Source organism: Martinezella sp. CNPSo 3959 (genome assembly GCF_057784355.1).
On the sequence record NZ_JBXSOV010000003.1, the window covers coordinates 43,848 to 62,489 of the forward strand.

Below are 18,642 nucleotides of genomic sequence, written 5' to 3' on the forward strand. Positions count from 1 at the left end.
ATGACAGGCAAAGTTTACAAACGCGCGCCGTATAAATAATATGACTTTTTTTCTCTTGTTTTGACCCGGTGACACGGCTATATCGCGCACGGGCCTTCGTTCGATCTCGTCGACAACAGTCATCAGGATATTTTCGTGACCATATTGAAATCAGTTTTGGCCGTTTCAGCTCTTTGCGCGACCCTTGGCTTTGCCGCGTCAACAGCCTCTGCCGCTTCGACCAGCTATCCGCTGACCGTCGATAATTGCGGCGTCAAGGTCACGTTTCAGAAGGCTCCGGAGCGCGCGATCGGGCTCGGCCAGAATAGCGCTGAAATTCTTCTCCTGCTCGGCCTCGAAAACAAAATGGCCGGCACCGCCTTCTGGCCCAACAAGGTTCTGCCGCAGCTTGCGGAAGCCAATTCCAAGGTCAAGCTGCTGACGGTCGAGTTCCCGACCTTTGAATCGATCCTCTCGGAAAATCCTGATTTCGTTACAGCCGCCCTGCCGACCCTGATGGGACCGAGCAGCAAGGTGGCAAAGCGCGAGGACTTCGAAAAGCTCAATATTCCGACCTATGTTTCCCCCAGTATGTGCCCAGCCCAGGGAGCCTCTCAGGACAAATACGGCTATGCCGCCCGTAGCCAGATCTGGAACATGAGCACGCTCTACCAGGAAATCGACGAGCTCTCGCAGATTTTCGACGTCCGCGACAAGGGCCAGGCGCTGATCACGGATCTGAAAAAGCGGGAAGAGGCACTGCGCGTGAATGCGCCGAAGGATGGCAAGAAGCTCTCCTATGTCTTCTGGTTCTCCAGCCCATCCCCATCCGCAGATGCCTATGTCGGCGGAAAAAACAGCCCGTCGGGCTATATCGCCGACCTTCTCGGCGGAACCAACGCCATCAAAACCGATGCGGAATCGCCCCAGCTCGGTTGGGAAAGCATCATCGCTAGCAATCCCGACGTCATCGTGGTCACGCAGGTCGACCGCAGTCGCTGGGAACTCGACAAAGTCCAGGCAAAGATCAAGTTCCTGACGACCGATCCGGCGACCAGCCAGATGACGGCGGTGAAGAACAAGGCCATGGTGATCATGCCCGCGCAGGCAATGAATCCGAGCGTGCAGACAATTTTCGGCGCCGAACAGGTGGCTGAGCAGCTGAAGGCACTCGGCCTCAGGTGAGCATCGTGGCGGAAACCAGTAAGTCCGGTCGCCTTTTGCCGCGGGTCGCCGCCCCTGCCGGACTTTTTCTGGCGTGCCTTGCAGCGATCGCGCTGGTGGTCGGCATCAGTGTGGGGATCGGCGACATGCCCATCCCGCTTTCCACCACCTATTTCGCCATCACGAACAAGTTGGGCTGGACCTCGGTCGAGCTCAATCGCATCCATGAAACCGTCATCTGGGAGTATCGGCTGAGCCGCGCTTTGGTTGCCGTATTCTGCGGCGCGGGTCTCGCGCTTTGCGGGGCGATCATGCAGTCCATGCTGCGCAATCCCTTGGCCGAGCCTTACGTGCTCGGCATCTCCGCTGGCGCCTCCACCGGCGCGGTTGCTGTCGTTATTCTCGGGATCGGAGCGGGCGCCGTTTCGCTCTCCGCCGGTGCCTTCGCCGGTGCTTTTGCGGCCTTTATCCTCGTCGCCGTGCTTTCAAACGGAGCACGCGGTGGCCCGGACAGAACGATTTTGGCGGGAGTTGCCACGTCGCAGCTATTCAATGCAGCGACATCCTACGTCGTCACCACCTCCGGCAATGCCCAGCAGGCGCGCGACGTTATGTTCTGGCTGCTCGGAAGCTTCAGTGGTGTGCGCTGGCCGGAATTTGCCCTGGTGTCGATTGTCGTCGGATTGGGTCTGATCGTCTGCCTGTTCTATTCGCGTCTGCTTGACGCTTTCGCTTTTGGCGACGAGGCGGCCGCCTCGCTCGGCGTAAATGTCGGCCGCACCCGTATCATTCTGTTTGCGCTGACCGCGGTCATCACGGCAACCATCGTCAGCATGGTCGGCACGATCGGCTTCGTCGGTCTGGTCGTCCCGCATGCGGCGCGCTTCGTCGTCGGACCGCTTCACATCCGGTTGCTGCCTGCCTGTGCAATTACCGGCGCCATCTTCATGGTTCTCGCCGATATTGCCTCCCGCATCCTTATTCCGCAGCAAGTTCTGCCGATCGGCGTGGTCACGGCGCTGGTCGGCGTTCCCTTCTTCTCCATCATTCTCTACCGGCTCCAGCGGGCATCATGAGCATAAAGGCCGACAATATTACCTGGAAAATCGGCGCGAAGACCGTTCTCAACGGCGTCTCTTTCGAGGCGCCTGCAGGCAAGATGCTTGGTCTCCTCGGGCCGAACGGCTCCGGCAAGACCTCGCTTCTGCGTCTGCTTGCGGGGCTGAAACGGCCGAACTCCGGCCGCATCACTCTCGAAGAGAAGGACTTACAGCAGATGTCCCGCCGTTCGATCGCAAGGCGTGTCGCCTTCGTCGAGCAGCACAGCACAACCAATGCCAATCTCAGGGTCATCGATGTCGTCAAGCTCGGCCGGTTTCCGCATCGCTCGATGTTCTCAGGCTGGACATCCACAGATGACGAGGCCGTGGAAGACGCTCTCGAGCGCGCCGGCATGAAGGAGAAACGCGAGGACCGATGGCAGAGCCTGTCGGGCGGCGAAAAACAGCGCACTCACATTGCGCGGGCTTTGGCACAGTCGCCGAAGGAACTGATCCTCGATGAGCCGACCAACCATCTCGACATCCAGCATCAAATCGGTCTGATGCGCTTGGTTGCCGGCCTGCCCGTCACCAGCATCATCGCTCTCCACGATCTCAACCACGCGGCGATGTTCTGTGATCAGCTGATCATCATGCAGCAAGGCGGGGTCGTGGCCTCCGGAGCTCCGGAAGACGTGCTGACGGAAGATTTGCTGAGAAATGTCTTTGCCGTTGAAGCAAGGATCGAGACTTCTCCTCACCACGCCCGGCCGCACATTCACTATCTGCGCTGAGGGGAAATTCGGAATCTTTCCCCTGATCATCCTTGCCTCGAACTGCAACCGAGCGCATCTTTCGCGATGACCCTCGGCATCTCCGAGAGTTTTGATTGGCATCGGCAAAGGGCCGCATCGGCATCGATTTTGCGCGTGCGGCGGATGGGGGAAATGCGTGACGGATAGGCTCAAGGGCAAGATTGCCATCATTTCGGGCGGCGCCACCGGCATGGGCGGCGCAGCGTCGCGCCTGTTTGCGGCGGAAGGCGCCAAGGTGGCGATCATCGACAGAAACGGCGACGCAGCGGCCGCGACCGTGCGTGATATCCGAGACGCTGGCGGCGTTGCCGACCACTGGGTTGCCGATGTTTCGAATGAGGCGGCCGTCAATGCGGCAGTCAAAAGCATCGAAGACCGCTTTGGTGCGGTAACGGTGCTCTTCAATCATGCCGGCACCATCGTCATCAAGCCGTTCCTCGAAACGACGCTGGAGGAATGGGAATGGCTCCATGGCGTCAACGTCCGCTCGATGTTCCTGATGACCAAGGCCGTGCTGCCGGGCATGATCGCAGCCGGCGGCGGTTCCATCGTCTGCACCTCGTCGATCTCGGCTGTTGCCGCAACCCCGATGGAAGTGCTCTATGACACGACGAAGGGAGCGGTGCACATGTTTGCCCGCGCCATCGCAGTCGAGTTCCGCGATCGCAATATCCGCTGCAATGCCGTATGCCCCGGCTTCATCCGCACGCCGCACGGGTTGCGTGAAGTGGCGGAGTTGCAGGCTCTGGGCGTCGATGTTTCGGATGCGGCAATCGCGGCCCAGCAAGGGCGGATCGGCGAGCCCGAGGATGTGGCCCGCGCTGCCCTCTATCTGGCCTCCGACGAGTCCAACTTCGTCAACGGCATCCACCTCTTCGTCGACAACGGCTTTACCGCCATCTGATCACCGACGCAGTGGTAAAGCCACCAAACCTTCTGTCGAGACGGCGTCAGCGCCCCACCTGATCCGGTGACTTGACGGCTACGCCGAAGGGCAGGAAGTGTTTGAGATTGGCGGTGATCACGGTCAGCATTGTGAATGCTTGCCGTTCCCGCGATCATCGCATCCGCCGTGCAGGGACTATGCCCGGCGATGACTGCTTTCGCCTCGAGCCTCCCGGATTCAAGAGCGATGTCCTTGTCGACGGGCAGGATGTGATCACCATAGCCGGCAATCAATCCCTGCAGCCAGGTATGAATTCCCGCAGCCTTTGCTTTGGCGCCTTTTGCTTCCAACAATCGCACGCCCTTTTCGATCTCGTGGATCGTCAGGGGTGAAAGGTAGATCGCATCCTGCCGATCCTGTTCATCCACCCATTCGGCAAACGTATTCGATGCGCTGGCTTTGGACGGAGCGAACATGAAGATCGCGTTGGTGTCGAGAAGAAAGCTCACAAATCGACCTCGCGAGATGGAGCGGGAATTCTGGAGAAAACATCCTCGGTGGGATCGAAATCAGCCGGAAAGGTCTTCAGGTATTGAACTAGGCTCGGTCGGCCCTTCCGGATCGCTTTTTTGCCTCTTCGGCTGCCTTCACGCTGACAACGACGGCTGCGGCACGCCCATGACGGGTAATTGTTACAAACTCACCGGCTGCAGCCTGATCGATGACATGGGAAAACGACGCCTTGGCATCCTTTAAGTTGATCATTGTCATGGCAGGCTCCTAAAAAAGGGGCACTTATGACCTTTTTTAGGAGCACATTCTTGCAAAATCAAGGCGCGTTCAGGTCATCCACTTGCGGTGCTCAACGAAACGCTCTGCCAAAAGGTCGATGAACAAACGCACTTTCGTCGGCAGATGACTGCGGTTGGGATAGATTGCGCTGATGGTGAATTCCACGGCGCGGTAGTCGGGCATGACACGCACGAGACGGCCGGCGGCGACCTCTTCGAAGACGATGAAGCTCGGGGCCAGAAAAATGCCCTGTCCGCTTGCCAAAAGAAAGCGCAGCGTCTCGGCATTGTTCGAGACGACATTGCCTGAGATCTTGACCCTCACTTGCTTCCCGTCAGCATCTTCGAAACGCCATTCGTCGCCGTAGGGATAATAGGTATATTGCAGACAATTATGCTCCGCGAGGTCGGCCGGCACTTTCGGCATGGGATGCGTTTCACGATATTCGGGCGAGCAGACGAGCATATGGCGCCAAGGTGCGAGCTTGCGCGCGACGAGCGTCGAGTCCGGTGCCGGCAAGGTTCGGATCATCAGATCGTAGCCCTCCTCAACCATGTCGATCGACCGTTCGCCGACGTTGAAATCAAGCGAGATCGCCGGATATAGCGTCATGAACTCGTTGACGACGGGGAGCAGGAAACGCACGATGGCGCCGCTGGTATAGAGCTTCAGCGTGCCCCGCGGCATGGTGCTAAGCGCGCCCGCCGTCCGGTCGGCCTCCTCGAGATCGGCAATGATCTGCGAGGATCGCTCATAATAATATTTGCCGGTCTCCGTCAGGCTGACCCGACGCGTCGTGCGGTTCAGAAGCCGCACTCCGAGGTGATCTTCCAATGACTGCACATGGTTGCCCACCATGGTGACCGACATGTTGAGACGGCGGGCGGCGGCGGAAAAACCGCCACATTCCACCACCCGGCCAAAGACTGCGAGGCTGGTCAACCGATCCATATTGTCCTCGGATTATCCACTGTGACTTGATGATCCTTCCCGATTTGAGGAGATTATCAGAAGGATCGTTCGGACGCATCTTCATGGCATCAAAAATGACCCCGAACAAAAAGGGGTGGCGCACTGAAGGAAACGGACGATGGTCGAACTACCGCGCAACGAGGCGTTCAAGAACGCAAGCCAGGCCGATGCTGCTCCAGTCAACGAGGTCGCGAAATCTCCTGCCGCCGACGTTCCGCAAGGAGGAGTTGCCGAAGCGCCTGTCGCTGACGCCAGCCCCAAGGCAGATAGGAAGCTCATCAAGCGCGGCTTGTTGATCGCCGCGCTGCTGGCCGGCGTCGCGGTCGCGGCGGATTTCGGCTATCGCTACTGGACGGTCGGACGCTTCATCGAATCCACCGACGACGCCTATGTGAAGGCCGATTACACCACGATTGCCCCAAAGGTCGCCGGCTACATCAAGGAGGTGCTTGTCAACGATAATGACCATGTCAAGGCCGGCCAGCTGCTTGCCCGCATCGATGACCGCGACTTCCAGGCCGCGCTTTCCCAAGCAAAAGCCGATTTAAAGGCTGCGGATGCAGCGATCGCCAATATCGATGCGCAGATCCAGCTGCAGCAATCGCTGATCGGGCAAGCCAAGGCAACGGTCGACGCGTCGCAAGCCTCTCTGGATTATGCTGTATCAGATGCCGCCCGTTCGGCTCGTTTGATTACCAACGGCGTTGGCACACAGTCGCGCGCTGAAGAGACAGAATCGGCCAGAAGGCAGGCAGCGGCCGCTGTCGAGCGCGACCAGGCCGCGCTCGTCGCGGCTCAAACCAAAGTTCCCGTGCTGCAGACCCAGCGAGACCAGGCAGCCGCCCAACGCGATCGTGCCGCTGCGGCCGTCCAGCAGGCCGAGCTCAATCTTTCCTATACCAACATCGTCGCAGCCGTCGACGGCACGGTCGGTGCCCGCTCGATCCGCGTGGGACAATATGTGACGGCAGGTACGCAGCTGATGGCAGTGGTGCCGCTGCATTCGGTCTATGTCGTTGCGAATTTCAAGGAAACGCAGCTGACCTATGTACGTCCCGGCCAATCCGTCGAAATCAAGGTCGACAGCTTCCCCGACGTCACCATCAAGGGCCATGTCGACAGCCTCTCGCCGGCAAGCGGGCTCGAATTCTCGCTGCTGCCGCCTGACAACGCCACCGGCAACTTCACCAAGATCGTCCAGCGCATACCGGTTAAGATCGTCATCGACGACGATAATCTCGCCGGATTGCTGCGCTCGGGCATGTCGGTGGAGCCGGAAATCGATACCAAGGCTGCCCAGACATCGACGGCCGGCGCGCAGGGATCATCCAGCCAGGGTGGATGATCCTTCCCGATTTTCGTCGATTATCACCTCAGCATCGTCATGAGATTGTTCCGGCATGAGCCGGAAGGAGACACACCGTGGCCACTCTTCAGATCGCCGCAAACAACAATTCAGCCGCATCGCCGGGTGCTTCAACCGCTACCGTCGTCCGACCAGCCATGAGCCCGCTGCGTATGTGGACCGCCGTGGTCGGCTCCACGCTCGGCGCCTTCATGGCCGTTCTCAACATCCAGATCGTCAACGCCTCGCTTGCCGACATTCAGGGCGCGATCGGCGCCGGTACGGACGATGGCGGCTGGATTTCCACCTCCTATCTGATCGCAGAGATCGTCGTCATTCCGCTTAGCGCATGGCTTGCTCGCGTCTTTTCAGTGCGCAACTATCTGCTGACCAATGCCGTGCTTTTCCTGCTCTTTTCAGTCGCCTGCGCCTTTGCCGCAAACCTGCAACAGATGATCGTGCTGCGCGCCATCCAGGGCTTTTCCGGCGGCGTGCTGATCCCCATGGCCTTCACGATCATCATCACGCTGCTGCCGAAGCCCAAACAACCGATGGGTCTTGCCCTCTTTGCCCTTTCCGCCACCTTCGCGCCGGCCATCGGCCCGACCATCGGCGGCTATCTCACCGAAAACTGGGGCTGGGAATATATCTTCTACGTCAATCTCGTGCCGGGCGTCCTGATGGTCGGCATGCTCTGGATCTCGCTCGACCCCGCGCCAATGAACCTCTCACTGCTCGCCAAGGGCGACTGGCCCGGCATCATCACCATGGCGGTCGGCCTTGCAGCACTGCAGACCGTGCTCGAAGAAGGCAACAAGGACGACTGGTTCGGCTCACCCTTCATCGTCCGTCTATCCATCATCGCGGCCGTTTCGTTGACGCTCTTCCTCATCATCGAGCTTCGCGCTTCTCATCCGCTCCTCAATCTGCGTCTGCTGGTGCGCCGCAATTTCGGCTTCGGTATCGTCGCCAATTTCCTGATGGGCGTCGCTCTCTATGGCTCGGTCTTCATCCTGCCGATCTATCTGACGCGCATCCAGGGCTACAATTCCGAGCAGATCGGCATGGTGCTTGCCTGGACCGGCATTCCGCAGCTGATCTTGATCCCGCTGGTCCCACGGCTGATGAAGCGCATCGACGCTCGCCTGCTGATCATCGTCGGCTTCGCGCTCTTCGCCGCCTCGAACTTCATGAACATCTACATGACGAGCAACTATGCCAGCGATCAGCTCTTCTGGCCAAATATCGTGCGTGCGGTCGGCCAGGCACTCGCCTTCACGCCGCTGACGGCGATCGCGACCGCCGGCATCGAGCAGGAAAATGCCGGATCCGCTTCGGCGCTGTTCAACATGATGCGCAATCTCGGCGGTGCGGTCGGCATTGCCGCGCTGCAGACCTTCCTCACCAAGCGCGAGCAGTTTCATTCGAACATCCTCACCAATTCAGTCTCGGTGTTCGAAGAGGCGACCCGCGCGCGCGTCGCCAACCTCACCAGCTACTTCATGAACCATGGAGTGAGTGATCAAGCGCTTGCGACGCATAAGGCCATTGTCGCAGTAGCGGCCAGCCTTCGCAAGCAAGCCAATATCATGGCTTTCAGCGACACCTTCTATCTGCTTGGCGTCGCACTGGTCGTTGCCCTCATTGCCAGCCTGCTTCTGAAAAAAGCCGGTCAACTTTCCGGCGGCGGCGCGCATTGAGCGCCGCACCTCGAAGAGGAGAAAATAACCATGACCTTGCTGCATGACATGCCAAAAGCCGCAACAGCCGACCCCAAGACGCTCAGCGGCGGCATCGGTAACAGAGCAACACTGAGCCTCATCGAATGGTTGACCGGCGACGAATGCCATGCCCTCGACGAGGCGGGCCTTGTCGCAGGTCTTGGCCGCCGCCTGCAGGCCCTTGGCCTTCCCGTCGATCGATTGACGCTGCACCTGACGACGCTGCATCCCGAATTCATCGGCCGCACCTTCGCCTGGGCGCCCGGCGAACCGGTCGAGATCCATGATCGCGAACATGGCTCACGCCTTGCGCTTGCCAATACGCCACTCATGAAGGCACAGGAGATGCGCGAGCCGCTCGTCGTCGGTCCGGGCGAAAGTCCGCATGGGCGCTGGCAGCATATCGACATATTTTCCGGCCGGGGGCTGGTGCAACTGATCGTGGCGCCGCTTTGCAACGCCGACGGACCGATCAGCTGCGCCGTTTTTGCCACGCGGCGGCCAGGCGGCTTCACATCCGGCGAGAAAGACCTGATCGAGCGCATCCTGCCGGCATTGCGCAACACCTGCGAACTCCGCGTCCTCAGACAATGCGAACTCAGCCTTCTCGATACCTATATCGGCCCGATGACGGCGAGCCGCATCCTTGCCGGACACATTCGTCGCGGCGAAATCGAATCGATGGAGGCAGCCCTTTTGCTGTGCGATCTGCGCGGTTTCACCGAGCTTTCCAATCGCCAGCCCGGCAGCACCGTGCTCGAACTGCTGAACGCCTATTTCGACAAGGTGATACCGGCGATTGCCCATGAAGGCGGTGAAGTACTGAAATTCATGGGCGATGCAGTTCTGGCATTCTTTCCAGGCGCCGACACGTCCGGAGCCTGCGATGCAGCGCTGACCGCAGCAAGGAGAATCCTCTCCGAGCTAAGCGGTTTTGAATACAGCGGCATACCAGTCAAGGTCGGCATCGCGCTGCACTATGGGGAGGTGAGCTACGGCAATGTCGGCTCCGGCAACCGCCTGGACTTCACCTTGATCGGCCCTGATGTCAATATCGTTAGCCGCATACAGAACGTCTGCAGCGAAAGGAGCGAAGCGCTCCTGATGTCCGACGCGTTTCGAGATGAGGCGGGAATCAACGATGCAATCTCCATCGGCCAACAGAGGCTGAAGGGCTTTGCCGAGGCGATGGAACTATTCACGATCGCTTATTGAAGCGGCGGACAGGAGATGCAGCGCAGGGCACTATAAGGAGGCCGGCTCCTCTCCGGCCCGAATTTTCGCGCCTGGCATGTGTTGCATGAAATCAACAACCCTTTTTTCCGTTTCCGGATACTTCCGGAGCTAATTTACAAACAATCAGAATGTATATAGCTGTGTTCCCGGGAGCTAATTAGCTTGCGATCTGGTGGGTTATTTCAGCCGCCAGCTAACGAGGTTCCAAAGGGGTGGGGATAATACCCGCAGTCGCTCGCAGATGCCTGGTGTTTGCTTCTTGTTGCAAGCAGTGTCGCCGGGAGGGTTCGTTGTGCTCGCTCCTTGGAATATGTACGACCCGCTACAATCAGGAGTTTATAATGAACATCAAGAGCCTTCTTCTCGGCTCCGCTGCTGCGCTGGCAGCAGTATCCGGTGCCCATGCGGCTGACGCGATCGTCGCTGCTGAGCCCGAGCCGCTGGAATACGTTCGCATCTGCGATGCGTATGGCGCTGGCTACTTCTTCATTCCAGGCACCGAAACCTGCCTCAAGGTCGGCGGCATGGTCCGTACCGAAGGCAAGTGGTACGACGCCTACAATGCCAACAGCCATAACGGCACTCTCTGGCATACCCGCGCTCAGCTGAGCGTCGATACCGCGACCGACACTGAATACGGCCCGCTGAAGACCAACACGGTCATCCGTTGGGATTGGCAGGAAGGCAACTCCACTTCCTCCAAGCTGCTGTTCGCAAACATCAGCCTCGGCGGTTTCCTCGTCGGTAAGGCTGACTCGCAGTTCAACTCCTACATCGGTTATGCCGGCGACGTCATCAACGACGACGTGATCTATGACGGTCCGTACGAACTCAACCAGTTGACCTACAACTACGACGCCGGCAATGGCTTCACGGCTGTGGTCTCGGTTGAAGACTCGAACTCCAGCGGCTCGGGCGCTGGCTACGGCGCAAGCTGGGCATCGGACGACAAAGCCAACCACTACGCTCCCGACGTCGTTGCCGGTGCTGGCTTCAAGTCCGGCGCATGGGGCTTCAAGGTCATCGGCGGTTACGACTCGATCAAGTCGGAAGGCGCCATCAAGGCTCGCGTCGATGCTGACTTCGGCGTCTTCTCAGCCTTCTTGATGGGCGGCTGGAACACCGATGGCGACAACCTGAACAAGTATGCCGGTACCAACCTGGCTCGTTCTTCTTGCCCGGCTAACGATGCATCGAAGTGCGGCTGGGGTGACTGGGCTGTTTGGGGCGGCGTTGGCGTTCCGATCAACGAAAAGCTGAAGTGGAACCTGCAGCTCGCCTACACCGACTCGAAGATCTTTGCCGCAACCACCAACGTCAAGTGGAACCCGGTCAAGAACCTGCTTATCGAGCCGGAAGTCTCCTACACCAACTTCGATTCTGTGAACCAGGATCAGTGGGCTGGTATTCTGCGCTTCCAGCGTAGCTTCTAATAGCGACCTACCTGGTCTCCTGGGACTAGGTACGGGAAGCCTGATGTACCGATCCATCAGGCTTCTCATAGCAATCGGTTGACCTCCGATCAAAGCCGGAAGGATCCGGTTTCCCTCCGGTTCCTTCTTATTGCCCAGCGAACCTACGCCCTTCCCGTCGTCAGAAACGACATCAGTCTGGCGCGTAGTAGCCCGCTTGATGAGCGGCACGATCCAGCGCCTCCCGGAAATCGGGATGAGCAAGCGCGATCATCGCCTTTGCCCGCTCTGCCACCGATTTGCCCTTGAGGTTCACCCAGCCATATTCCGTAACAACGATATGGATATCGTTGCGCGAGGTCGTTACCGGACCTGTGAGGGTCGGAACGATACGCGAAAGCGTTCCCTTCGCCGCCGTCGCATGACAGGCAATGATCGAGCGGCCGCCACGTGAGGCGTAGGCGCCGCGAACGAAGTCCACCTGACCGCCGGAACCGCTGAACTGCCTTCCGTTGACGAATTCGGAATTGCACGCACCGTTGAGATCGATCTGCATCGTCGCATTCACCGACACCATGCGATCATTCTGAGCGATGACGAACGGATTGTTCACATAGTCAACGGGATGCGCCTCGACATCGGGATTATCGTTCAGGAAGTCGTAAAGCGGCTTATCTCCCAGCGCAAAGGTGAAGATGGTTCGCCCGACATGGATCTGCTTGCGGCTATTGTCGACCACGCCGGCCCTGACCAGAGCGGCAAGTCCCGATGTCATCATTTCTGTATGGGTGCCGAGGTGACGGTGTTCTGAAAGACCGGCGCAAACTGCGTCAGGAAGCGCACCGATGCCCATCTGCAGGCAATCACCATCATCCACAAGTCCGGCGATGATAGCACCGATCGCATCATCGACTTGCGAACGAGGCGCGGCAGCAAGCGCCGGAAGGCTTGCGTCATTCTCGACAAGTGCCGTGACGCTTGAGACCGGGATCATGCAATTGCCCCGCACATAGGGCATGCTGGGATTGACTTCGAGGATCAGCCGAGCGCCGGGCTTGCGGGCGACTGCCAGGGCATAATCCGTGCTAGCGCCAAGGCTGAAATTTCCGTCCGCATCCATGGGCGAGACGGTAGCGATCAATGTGTCCACGCCGACATGCTCAACAAGCGAGCGCGGCACCTGGCTGAAATGGCATGGTACGATTTCGGCGGCAGGCAGCATCTCCGCCATTCGCCGCTTATCCAAGGCACGATCTACCGCTCCATGAAAATAACTCATGGGAATGATGCGGTCGCGTAGGTCGAAGTCGAGCACGCTGGAACCGGCGACACCCGTGCAAAGCAGGTAATAAAGCCGGACATTGTCCACCACGCCGGCCCGCGCACGTTCGGCCAGCGCCGCAAGGATGGCAGGCGGCTGGCCGGCGGCGATTGGCATGGCGATCTTCGCACCGGACGGTATTAAGGCAACGGCCTCCTGTGCAGAGCGCACGCGTTCGCGGTATTGCGTCTGATGATTAGCGGCCATCGAGTCCTCCCCTTGAATGCCACCGTCAGCACAATTTGGCATCCACCGCGGGATCGTGGCCGGCCCTCCTCCGAGGCCGCCGCGAGCGCTTGCTGCAGTGGAACTGCGCTTACATAAAAGCGCCTAACCTGCTGTTTGCGCAAGACCCGAACATCGCATTCACACCGGCAAAGGTGAAACCGGCCGCGACCTCATCGAACACAAGTTCCGAGGCCAAGGATGAAGGGAAGGACAATTTTCTCTCCACGCTTCGATGGATGATGGAGGTGTCAGGCCCTGACGTCGACTGTACCCATCATGCCGAGATCTTCATGCTCGAGGATGTGGCAGTGATACATGCGCCGCCCCGGCAAATCCTGCCGCAGCAGGACGCGCACCGTCTCGCTGGCGGCAACGTTCACAGTGTCTTTCCAGGCCCGGTAGGATGGCTTGGTGACCGCGCCATTCTTTTCACGTTCGACAATTTGGAACTGCGTCCCATGCACATGAAACGGATGGTCCATATCCGCCTGATTGACGATCTCCCATAACTCGACCTGACCGACCTTCGAGACCTCATCAATGCGGTTCATATCGAAACTCGCGCCGTTGATGAGGAACTTCATCTCCATGCCTTCCATGGATTCCGTCAACGCAAAGCGACGTGTGACGGCCGGCTTAGAAAGGTGTTCGATGGAGCGCAGCTTCGCGGGAAGCGGTGGCACGTTGGGTGCAGCCTCGTCTGAAACATTGGCGGTCAGCAGGGTGATGCCGGCCGCTTCAGGCTTGCCGGGCCCCATCCACCCGCGCTCATAGCCAAGCGTGACAAGCTTTGCCGCTCCCGGCCTATCGAAGGAGATGATGAGCTCAACGCGCTCGGCGGGCGCAAGCAGCAAATCGTCGATGCCGACAGGAGCCTCGATAAGGCCGCCATCGGTTCCAATAAGCACCATGGCGGCATTCTCGAAGGCCAGCCGCAGGAAGCGCGCATTTGTCGCGTTGAAGAGGCGCAGGCGACGCTTCTCTCCTTTCCTCACGATCAAGACCGGATTTTTCTGGCCGTTGACGAGCACATGATCGCCGACGCGCCCGTTCATCACATCGATCATGTTGCTCGCCGGCATGCTTCCATCTTCAGCGATCCGAAGATCGGTGAACATCAAAACAGTATCGCCATATTCCGCAGGGATCGGGTCATCTTTGGGTTTCACCAGAAAGATGCCTGCGAGCCCGCGATAGACCTGCGCGGCGGTGAGGCCATGCGGATGGGGATGGAACCAATAGGATGCGGCGCTACCTTGCGGTAAATCGAAAGCATAGAGGCGCTCGCTACCCGAGGCGATGGATTCCATGGGATTGCCATCCTGATCGGCCGGCACCGGCATTCCATGCCAATGAACCGTCGTCGGCTCATCGGGAATGCCGTTCCTGAAGGTGATCTCGACCCTGTCGCCCTCACGCGCCTCGATCACCGGATTTCCGCCATTATAGAGGAGCGCGGGCGTGTCGAGCCTGTCTGCGAAGCGAACCAACCCCGGTTCGGCGGCAAGCCTTGCCTTGAATAGACCCGCTTCGCCGGCCTCGTTCATCAAACGCGGCAGCTCCCGCAAAGACTGTCCTTCCGGCAAGACAGGCTTACCGCTGGTCATCGGCATGTCATGGGCGCCGTTTGCTCCCATATGTCCCATGTCATGCATCATCTGGGCCGCGGCCGGCCCGGAAATCGCAAGGCCTGCCAGCCCTGTCAGAAAATTACGTCGATGCATCAATTGCTTCCTCTTACTCAACGATATCCTCATAAGGCCGCTCACCACCGTGAACGCGTCCGGACTGGTCTCGATCCTGGCGTCTGGATCGACAGACTGATTGCCTTGGTGGCGGATCTGGCGCCGCCGCCGCAGGTCATGTTTTCAAGTCGCAGCACCATGAGAATTCTCATCTGTTTTGATCTCATGGTGCTCAAAGTGGAGGCTCCAACCATGGTAAGGTCAAGTGTCCTGCACCGGAAAATATGCTATTGACCTTCCCATGGTTGGAAGCCCCATCTACCATCGGGAACATCAGGCGGGGCCTGTCAGGAGAACATTCATGAATATCGGACAGGCGGCGAAAGCATCGGGTGTATCGGCCAAGATGATCCGCTATTACGAAGAAACCGGCCTTATTCCGGCGGCCGGCAGAACGGCATCGGGCTATCGCGACTATTCGGACACCGACGTGCACATGCTGCGTTTCATCCGCCGGGCGCGCGATCTCGGCTTTGCCGTTGCCGAAATCAGCGAGCTTTTGGGGCTCTGGCGCGACGAAAGCCGCCAGAGCGCTGAGGTCAAGCGCCTCGCTCAGGGTCATATCGCGGCACTGAAGAAAAAGATCGCGGACCTGCAGGATATGGAGCACACACTCACCATGCTCGTTAACTCCTGCCAGGGCGACCATCGTCCGCATTGCCCGATCCTGCAGCGGCTTGAGACCGACCGGGAGGACGAAAATCTGTCGATCCAGCCTCGAACCGGCGCCATACCGCGGCCGCTGCAGTGATCTTGCCCGCCGACGTCTTGGTGGTGGGTTGCCAGCACATAGCATGGTCGGGATTAAATCCCTGCCAAGGCCGCTCAGGCGCCTCCATCCAGAAATTGCCGGAGACGCGGCACGACGAAATCGAGGAAGACGCGCACGCGCTGCGGCATGCGCGCGCCGCCGAGAAAGACCGCATGGATCTGCTCCTCGTCCGGCTCGACGACATCGGCAAGCACCTCGATGAGACGGCCGGCCGCAATGTCGGCCCGTACGTGATAGTCGCCCATGCGGGCAAGTCCCACACCCGCCAGCGCCATGCGCCGGACGGTTTCGCCATTATTGGCAAGTAGCGAGCTCGTCATGGCGCGATCGACGATGCGGCCGCTTTCCCTGATCGGCCAGACGGGTGCAAGACGGCGGAAATTGAAGCCCAGGCAATTGTGCCGCGAGAGATCATCGACACCCAGCGGTATTCCATGGCGATCGAGGTAGCTGGGCGCTGCGACGATCTTGCGGCGGGCAATACCGATGCGGCGGGCAATCATGCCTGAAGCCGGCAAAGCCCCAACCCGAAAAGCAACGTCGGTGCGATCGAGATAAAGATCGACAATTTCATCGGACAGCGACAGATCGACGACAACATTGGGATAGGTCCGCCAAAATTCCGGCAAGAGCGGCTCGAGGCCGAGCACCCCCAGGGCAACGGCAATATTGACCCGCACCGTGCCGCCGGTCGTCGTCGCACCCTGTGCCAGCTCCTGTTCGACCTCGTCGAGATCATGCAGCAGGGCTTGGCTGCGCTCATAATAGATCTGGCCCTCCGGGGTCAGCGACAGCCGCCGGGTGGAACGCTCGACGAGCCGCACGCCGAGCCTGGCTTCGATGCGGGAGATCAACTTGCTGACGGTCGAAGGCGTCATGCGCAGCAGGCGCGCCGCTTCCGAAAAGCTACCGGCTTCCACCACACGAAGAAATACCTGCATTTCGCCTGCGCGATTATCCATGGAACACCGATCTTTGATTTAGTTTCACAAATAATGTGAAAACTCAGCCAATTCTCAAGCGAGAACGCGCTCTCTATTTCATAGGCGGAAGAGATTGCGCCATCAAGTCCGGTGCTCGATCCATTCACGGCGGCCGAAGCCGCCGAGGCTTTCAAAAGGAGTTTTCGATGCTTACCGTTACCGCCCATGGCGCAACAATTCCCGCGCTCGGCTTCGGCGTCTTCCGCATGTCGGACGCAGAAGTAGAGCGGGTCATCCCGGCCGCACTGGAGGCCGGTTTCCGTCATTTCGACACCGCACAGATCTATCAGAACGAGGCGGCACTCGGGCGGGCTCTTGCAGTCGCCGGCGCCAAGCGCGATGATCTATTCCTGACGACGAAGGTCTGGGTCGACAATTATAGTCAGGACAGGTTCGCCGCCTCGGTCGACGAGAGCCTCGACAAGCTCAAGACCGACCGCGTCGATCTTCTCCTTCTGCATTGGCCGGGCGACAAGGTGCCGGCCGCGGAGCAGATCGAAATGTTGAGCGCTGTCAAAGCCGCCGGCAAAACCCGCTTCGTCGGCGTCAGCAACCAGAATATCGCCCAGATGCGGGAATCGGTCAGACTTTCCAGCACGCCGATCGTCACCAATCAGGTCGAGATCCATCCCTATCTGCCCCAGCACGCGCTCGTTGCGGCTGCAAAAGCAAGCGATCTTGCGATCACCGCCTACTACGGCATGGCCGACGGTGCGGTGCCGAAGGATCCGGTGCTGCAGCGGATCGGCGCCAGATATGGCAAGAGCGCCGCACAGGTCGGTCTTCGCTGGCTGATCCAGCAAGGCCACATCGCTTTGTCCAAGACGGCCAATCCGGAGCGCGTCAAGGAGAATATCGCGATTTTCGATTTCAGCCTCGATGAACAAGACATGGCGGCCATCGCCGATCTCGCACGCCCGGATGGCCGGATCGTCAGCCCGCCCGGTCTCGCGCCCGAATGGGACGCTTAAGGAGCTTCAACATGGACACCAAGATTTCGACGGCCCAAAAGGCCCAAACATCCTCTCACGCCCGATGGGCGCTTCTCGCCCTTGCGATCGGCGCCTTCGGCATCGGCACGACCGAGTTTTCGCCGATGGGACTTCTCCCGGTCATCGCCAAGGGGGTCGACGTCTCGATCCCGACCGCCGGCCTTCTGATCAGCGCCTATGCGATCGGCGTCATGGTCGGCGCCCCCTTCATGACGCTCGCCTTCAGCCGCTTCGGCAAGCGCGCGGCACTGATGCTGCTGATGAGTATCTTTACGATCGGAAATCTCATGTCGGCGATGGCGCCAGGCTACTTCACGCTGCTGCTCGCCCGCCTCGTCACCAGCCTCAACCACGGCGCCTTCTTCGGCCTGGGCGCGGTGGTGGCGGCTAGCGTCGTGCCGAAGGAAAAGCAGGCAAGCGCCGTTGCCGCCATGTTCATGGGGCTGACGATCGCCAATATCGGCGGCGTGCCGGCCGCCACCTGGGTCGGTCAAGCGATCGGCTGGCGCATGGCTTTTGCAGGAACAGCGCTGATCGGCATAGCCGCCATTGCAGCGCTATGGTTCGCCCTGCCGAAAGGCGAGCGCGGCGCCATGCCTGATATCAGGCGGGAACTTGCCGTACTTACTCACCCCACCGTGCTGCTTGCGATGGCAACCACCGTCATGGGCGCAGGCGCGATGTTCTCGCTATATACCTATGTCGCTCCGGCTCTCACCGAACTGACCGGCGCATCCAATAGCTTCGTGACCCTTGGGTTGGTCCTCATCGGCGTCGGCTTCACGATCGGTAACTGGCTTGGCGGACGGCTCGCCGACTGGTCGCTCGACGGTGCGACCAAGATCTTCCTGGCTCTGCTCGCAGCCATCATGTTCGCGCTGCCGCTGGCGATGGTCACCCACGTAGGCGCCGCCATCGGTTTGCTTCTCTGGGGTGGCGCGGCATTTGCCCTCGTCCCGCCCGTGCAAATGCGCGTCATGGAAGCAGCGGCAGAAGCGCCGGGCCTTGCCTCCTCCATCAATGTCGGGGCCTTCAATCTCGGCAATGCTCTGGGGGCGGCCACCGGTGCCGCCGTCATCAGCCTCGGCTTCGGCTATGCGGCGGTCGCAATTGCCGGAGGCCTGCTGGCCGCCGCCGGCTTGGTGCTGGTGTTGATCGGTACGCGCAAGCCGTCATCGCTCCCGGCAAATTGCGGGGCTTGATAAGCTCAAGGCGTCCAAGCCCTCGATAATGAGGCCT

General features: G+C 59.7%; 16 protein-coding genes and 1 pseudogene. 11 read left to right on the forward strand and 6 right to left on the reverse strand.

Annotated features, from left to right (window positions below):
* Window positions 1–135 precede the first annotated feature (135 nt).
* From AC13RE_RS10860 to AC13RE_RS10875, 4 genes are all read left to right on the forward strand, one after another.
* Window positions 136–1,164, forward strand: coding sequence for an ABC transporter substrate-binding protein (locus AC13RE_RS10860; protein WP_488562922.1), 1,029 nt, complete (start codon window positions 136–138; stop codon window positions 1,162–1,164).
* Window positions 1,165–1,169: 5 nt separating this feature from the next.
* Complete coding sequence (locus AC13RE_RS10865) at window positions 1,170–2,219, forward strand: FecCD family ABC transporter permease (RefSeq protein WP_488562923.1); 1,050 nt, start codon at window positions 1,170–1,172, stop codon at window positions 2,217–2,219.
* On the forward strand, window positions 2,216–2,977 hold the full coding sequence (locus AC13RE_RS10870) for an ABC transporter ATP-binding protein (RefSeq protein ID WP_488562924.1): 762 nt from the start codon (window positions 2,216–2,218) through the stop codon (window positions 2,975–2,977). The genes AC13RE_RS10865 and AC13RE_RS10870 overlap by 4 nt, the downstream gene beginning before the upstream one ends.
* A gap of 157 nt (window positions 2,978–3,134) precedes the next feature.
* Window positions 3,135–3,902, forward strand: coding sequence for an SDR family NAD(P)-dependent oxidoreductase (locus AC13RE_RS10875; protein WP_488562925.1), 768 nt, complete (start codon window positions 3,135–3,137; stop codon window positions 3,900–3,902).
* Here the strand turns inward: AC13RE_RS10875 and AC13RE_RS10880 are convergent.
* The 3 genes and pseudogenes from AC13RE_RS10880 to AC13RE_RS10890 all read right to left on the reverse strand — a co-directional run bounded on the left by AC13RE_RS10880 (window position 3,827) and on the right by AC13RE_RS10890 (window position 5,627).
* Entirely contained in the window at window positions 3,827–4,393 is a 567-nt protein-coding gene (locus AC13RE_RS10880; protein WP_488562926.1) for a PIN domain-containing protein, read from the reverse strand. The two genes, AC13RE_RS10875 and AC13RE_RS10880, sit on opposite strands and share 76 nt — an antisense overlap.
* A pseudogene (locus tag AC13RE_RS10885) lies at window positions 4,390–4,655 on the reverse strand (type II toxin-antitoxin system Phd/YefM family antitoxin). Before AC13RE_RS10885 ends, AC13RE_RS10880 begins: the two are co-directional and overlap by 4 nt.
* Before the next feature lie 69 nt (window positions 4,656–4,724).
* On the reverse strand, window positions 4,725–5,627 hold the full coding sequence (locus AC13RE_RS10890; RefSeq protein WP_112339105.1) for a LysR family transcriptional regulator: 903 nt from the start codon (window positions 5,625–5,627) through the stop codon (window positions 4,725–4,727).
* 139 nt (window positions 5,628–5,766) lie between these two features.
* Between AC13RE_RS10890 and AC13RE_RS10895 the strand changes: the two genes are divergently transcribed.
* The 4 genes from AC13RE_RS10895 to AC13RE_RS10910 all read left to right on the forward strand — a co-directional run bounded on the left by AC13RE_RS10895 (window position 5,767) and on the right by AC13RE_RS10910 (window position 11,383).
* Window positions 5,767–6,993, forward strand: a complete 1,227-nt coding sequence (locus tag AC13RE_RS10895) for an HlyD family secretion protein (RefSeq protein WP_488562927.1) — start codon at window positions 5,767–5,769, stop codon at window positions 6,991–6,993.
* Between the two features lie 77 nt (window positions 6,994–7,070).
* Complete coding sequence (locus AC13RE_RS10900) at window positions 7,071–8,693, forward strand: MDR family MFS transporter (RefSeq protein ID WP_488562928.1); 1,623 nt, start codon at window positions 7,071–7,073, stop codon at window positions 8,691–8,693.
* Between the two features lie 48 nt (window positions 8,694–8,741).
* Window positions 8,742–9,929: an adenylate/guanylate cyclase domain-containing protein gene (locus tag AC13RE_RS10905; protein WP_488563140.1), complete on the forward strand. Its 1,188-nt coding sequence runs from the start codon at window positions 8,742–8,744 to the stop codon at window positions 9,927–9,929.
* A 362-nt stretch (window positions 9,930–10,291) separates the two neighbouring features.
* On the forward strand, window positions 10,292–11,383 hold the full coding sequence (locus AC13RE_RS10910; protein WP_132720290.1) for a porin: 1,092 nt from the start codon (window positions 10,292–10,294) through the stop codon (window positions 11,381–11,383).
* A gap of 172 nt (window positions 11,384–11,555) precedes the next feature.
* On the opposite strand, the gene AC13RE_RS10915 is transcribed toward AC13RE_RS10910, so the two are convergent.
* Window positions 11,556–12,890: an acetyl-CoA hydrolase/transferase family protein gene (locus AC13RE_RS10915; protein WP_488562929.1), complete on the reverse strand. Its 1,335-nt coding sequence runs from the start codon at window positions 12,888–12,890 to the stop codon at window positions 11,556–11,558.
* 269 nt (window positions 12,891–13,159) lie between these two features.
* Window positions 13,160–14,635 carry a multicopper oxidase family protein gene (locus tag AC13RE_RS10920; RefSeq protein WP_488562930.1) on the reverse strand — a complete coding sequence of 492 codons (1,476 nt, stop codon included), beginning with the start codon at window positions 14,633–14,635 and terminating at the stop codon, window positions 13,160–13,162.
* A gap of 322 nt (window positions 14,636–14,957) precedes the next feature.
* On the opposite strand from AC13RE_RS10920, the gene cueR reads away from it, so the two are divergent.
* Window positions 14,958–15,407, forward strand: a complete 450-nt coding sequence (gene cueR, locus AC13RE_RS10925) for a Cu(I)-responsive transcriptional regulator (protein ID WP_112611026.1) — start codon at window positions 14,958–14,960, stop codon at window positions 15,405–15,407.
* A 74-nt stretch (window positions 15,408–15,481) separates the two neighbouring features.
* Here the strand turns inward: cueR and AC13RE_RS10930 are convergent, their stop codons facing one another.
* A complete protein-coding gene (locus AC13RE_RS10930; RefSeq protein ID WP_015343910.1) occupies window positions 15,482–16,390 on the reverse strand; it encodes a LysR family transcriptional regulator in 909 nt (302 codons plus the stop codon).
* Window positions 16,391–16,557: 167 nt separating this feature from the next.
* Here AC13RE_RS10930 and AC13RE_RS10935 point away from each other — a divergent pair, with 167 nt between their 5' ends.
* The gene (locus AC13RE_RS10935; protein WP_488562931.1) at window positions 16,558–17,382 is read left to right on the forward strand and encodes an aldo/keto reductase; all 825 of its coding nucleotides are present in this window, start codon (window positions 16,558–16,560) and stop codon (window positions 17,380–17,382) included.
* A gap of 11 nt (window positions 17,383–17,393) precedes the next feature.
* Complete coding sequence (locus AC13RE_RS10940; RefSeq protein WP_488562932.1) at window positions 17,394–18,605, forward strand: MFS transporter; 1,212 nt, start codon at window positions 17,394–17,396, stop codon at window positions 18,603–18,605.
* Window positions 18,606–18,642: the final 37 nt, after the last annotated feature.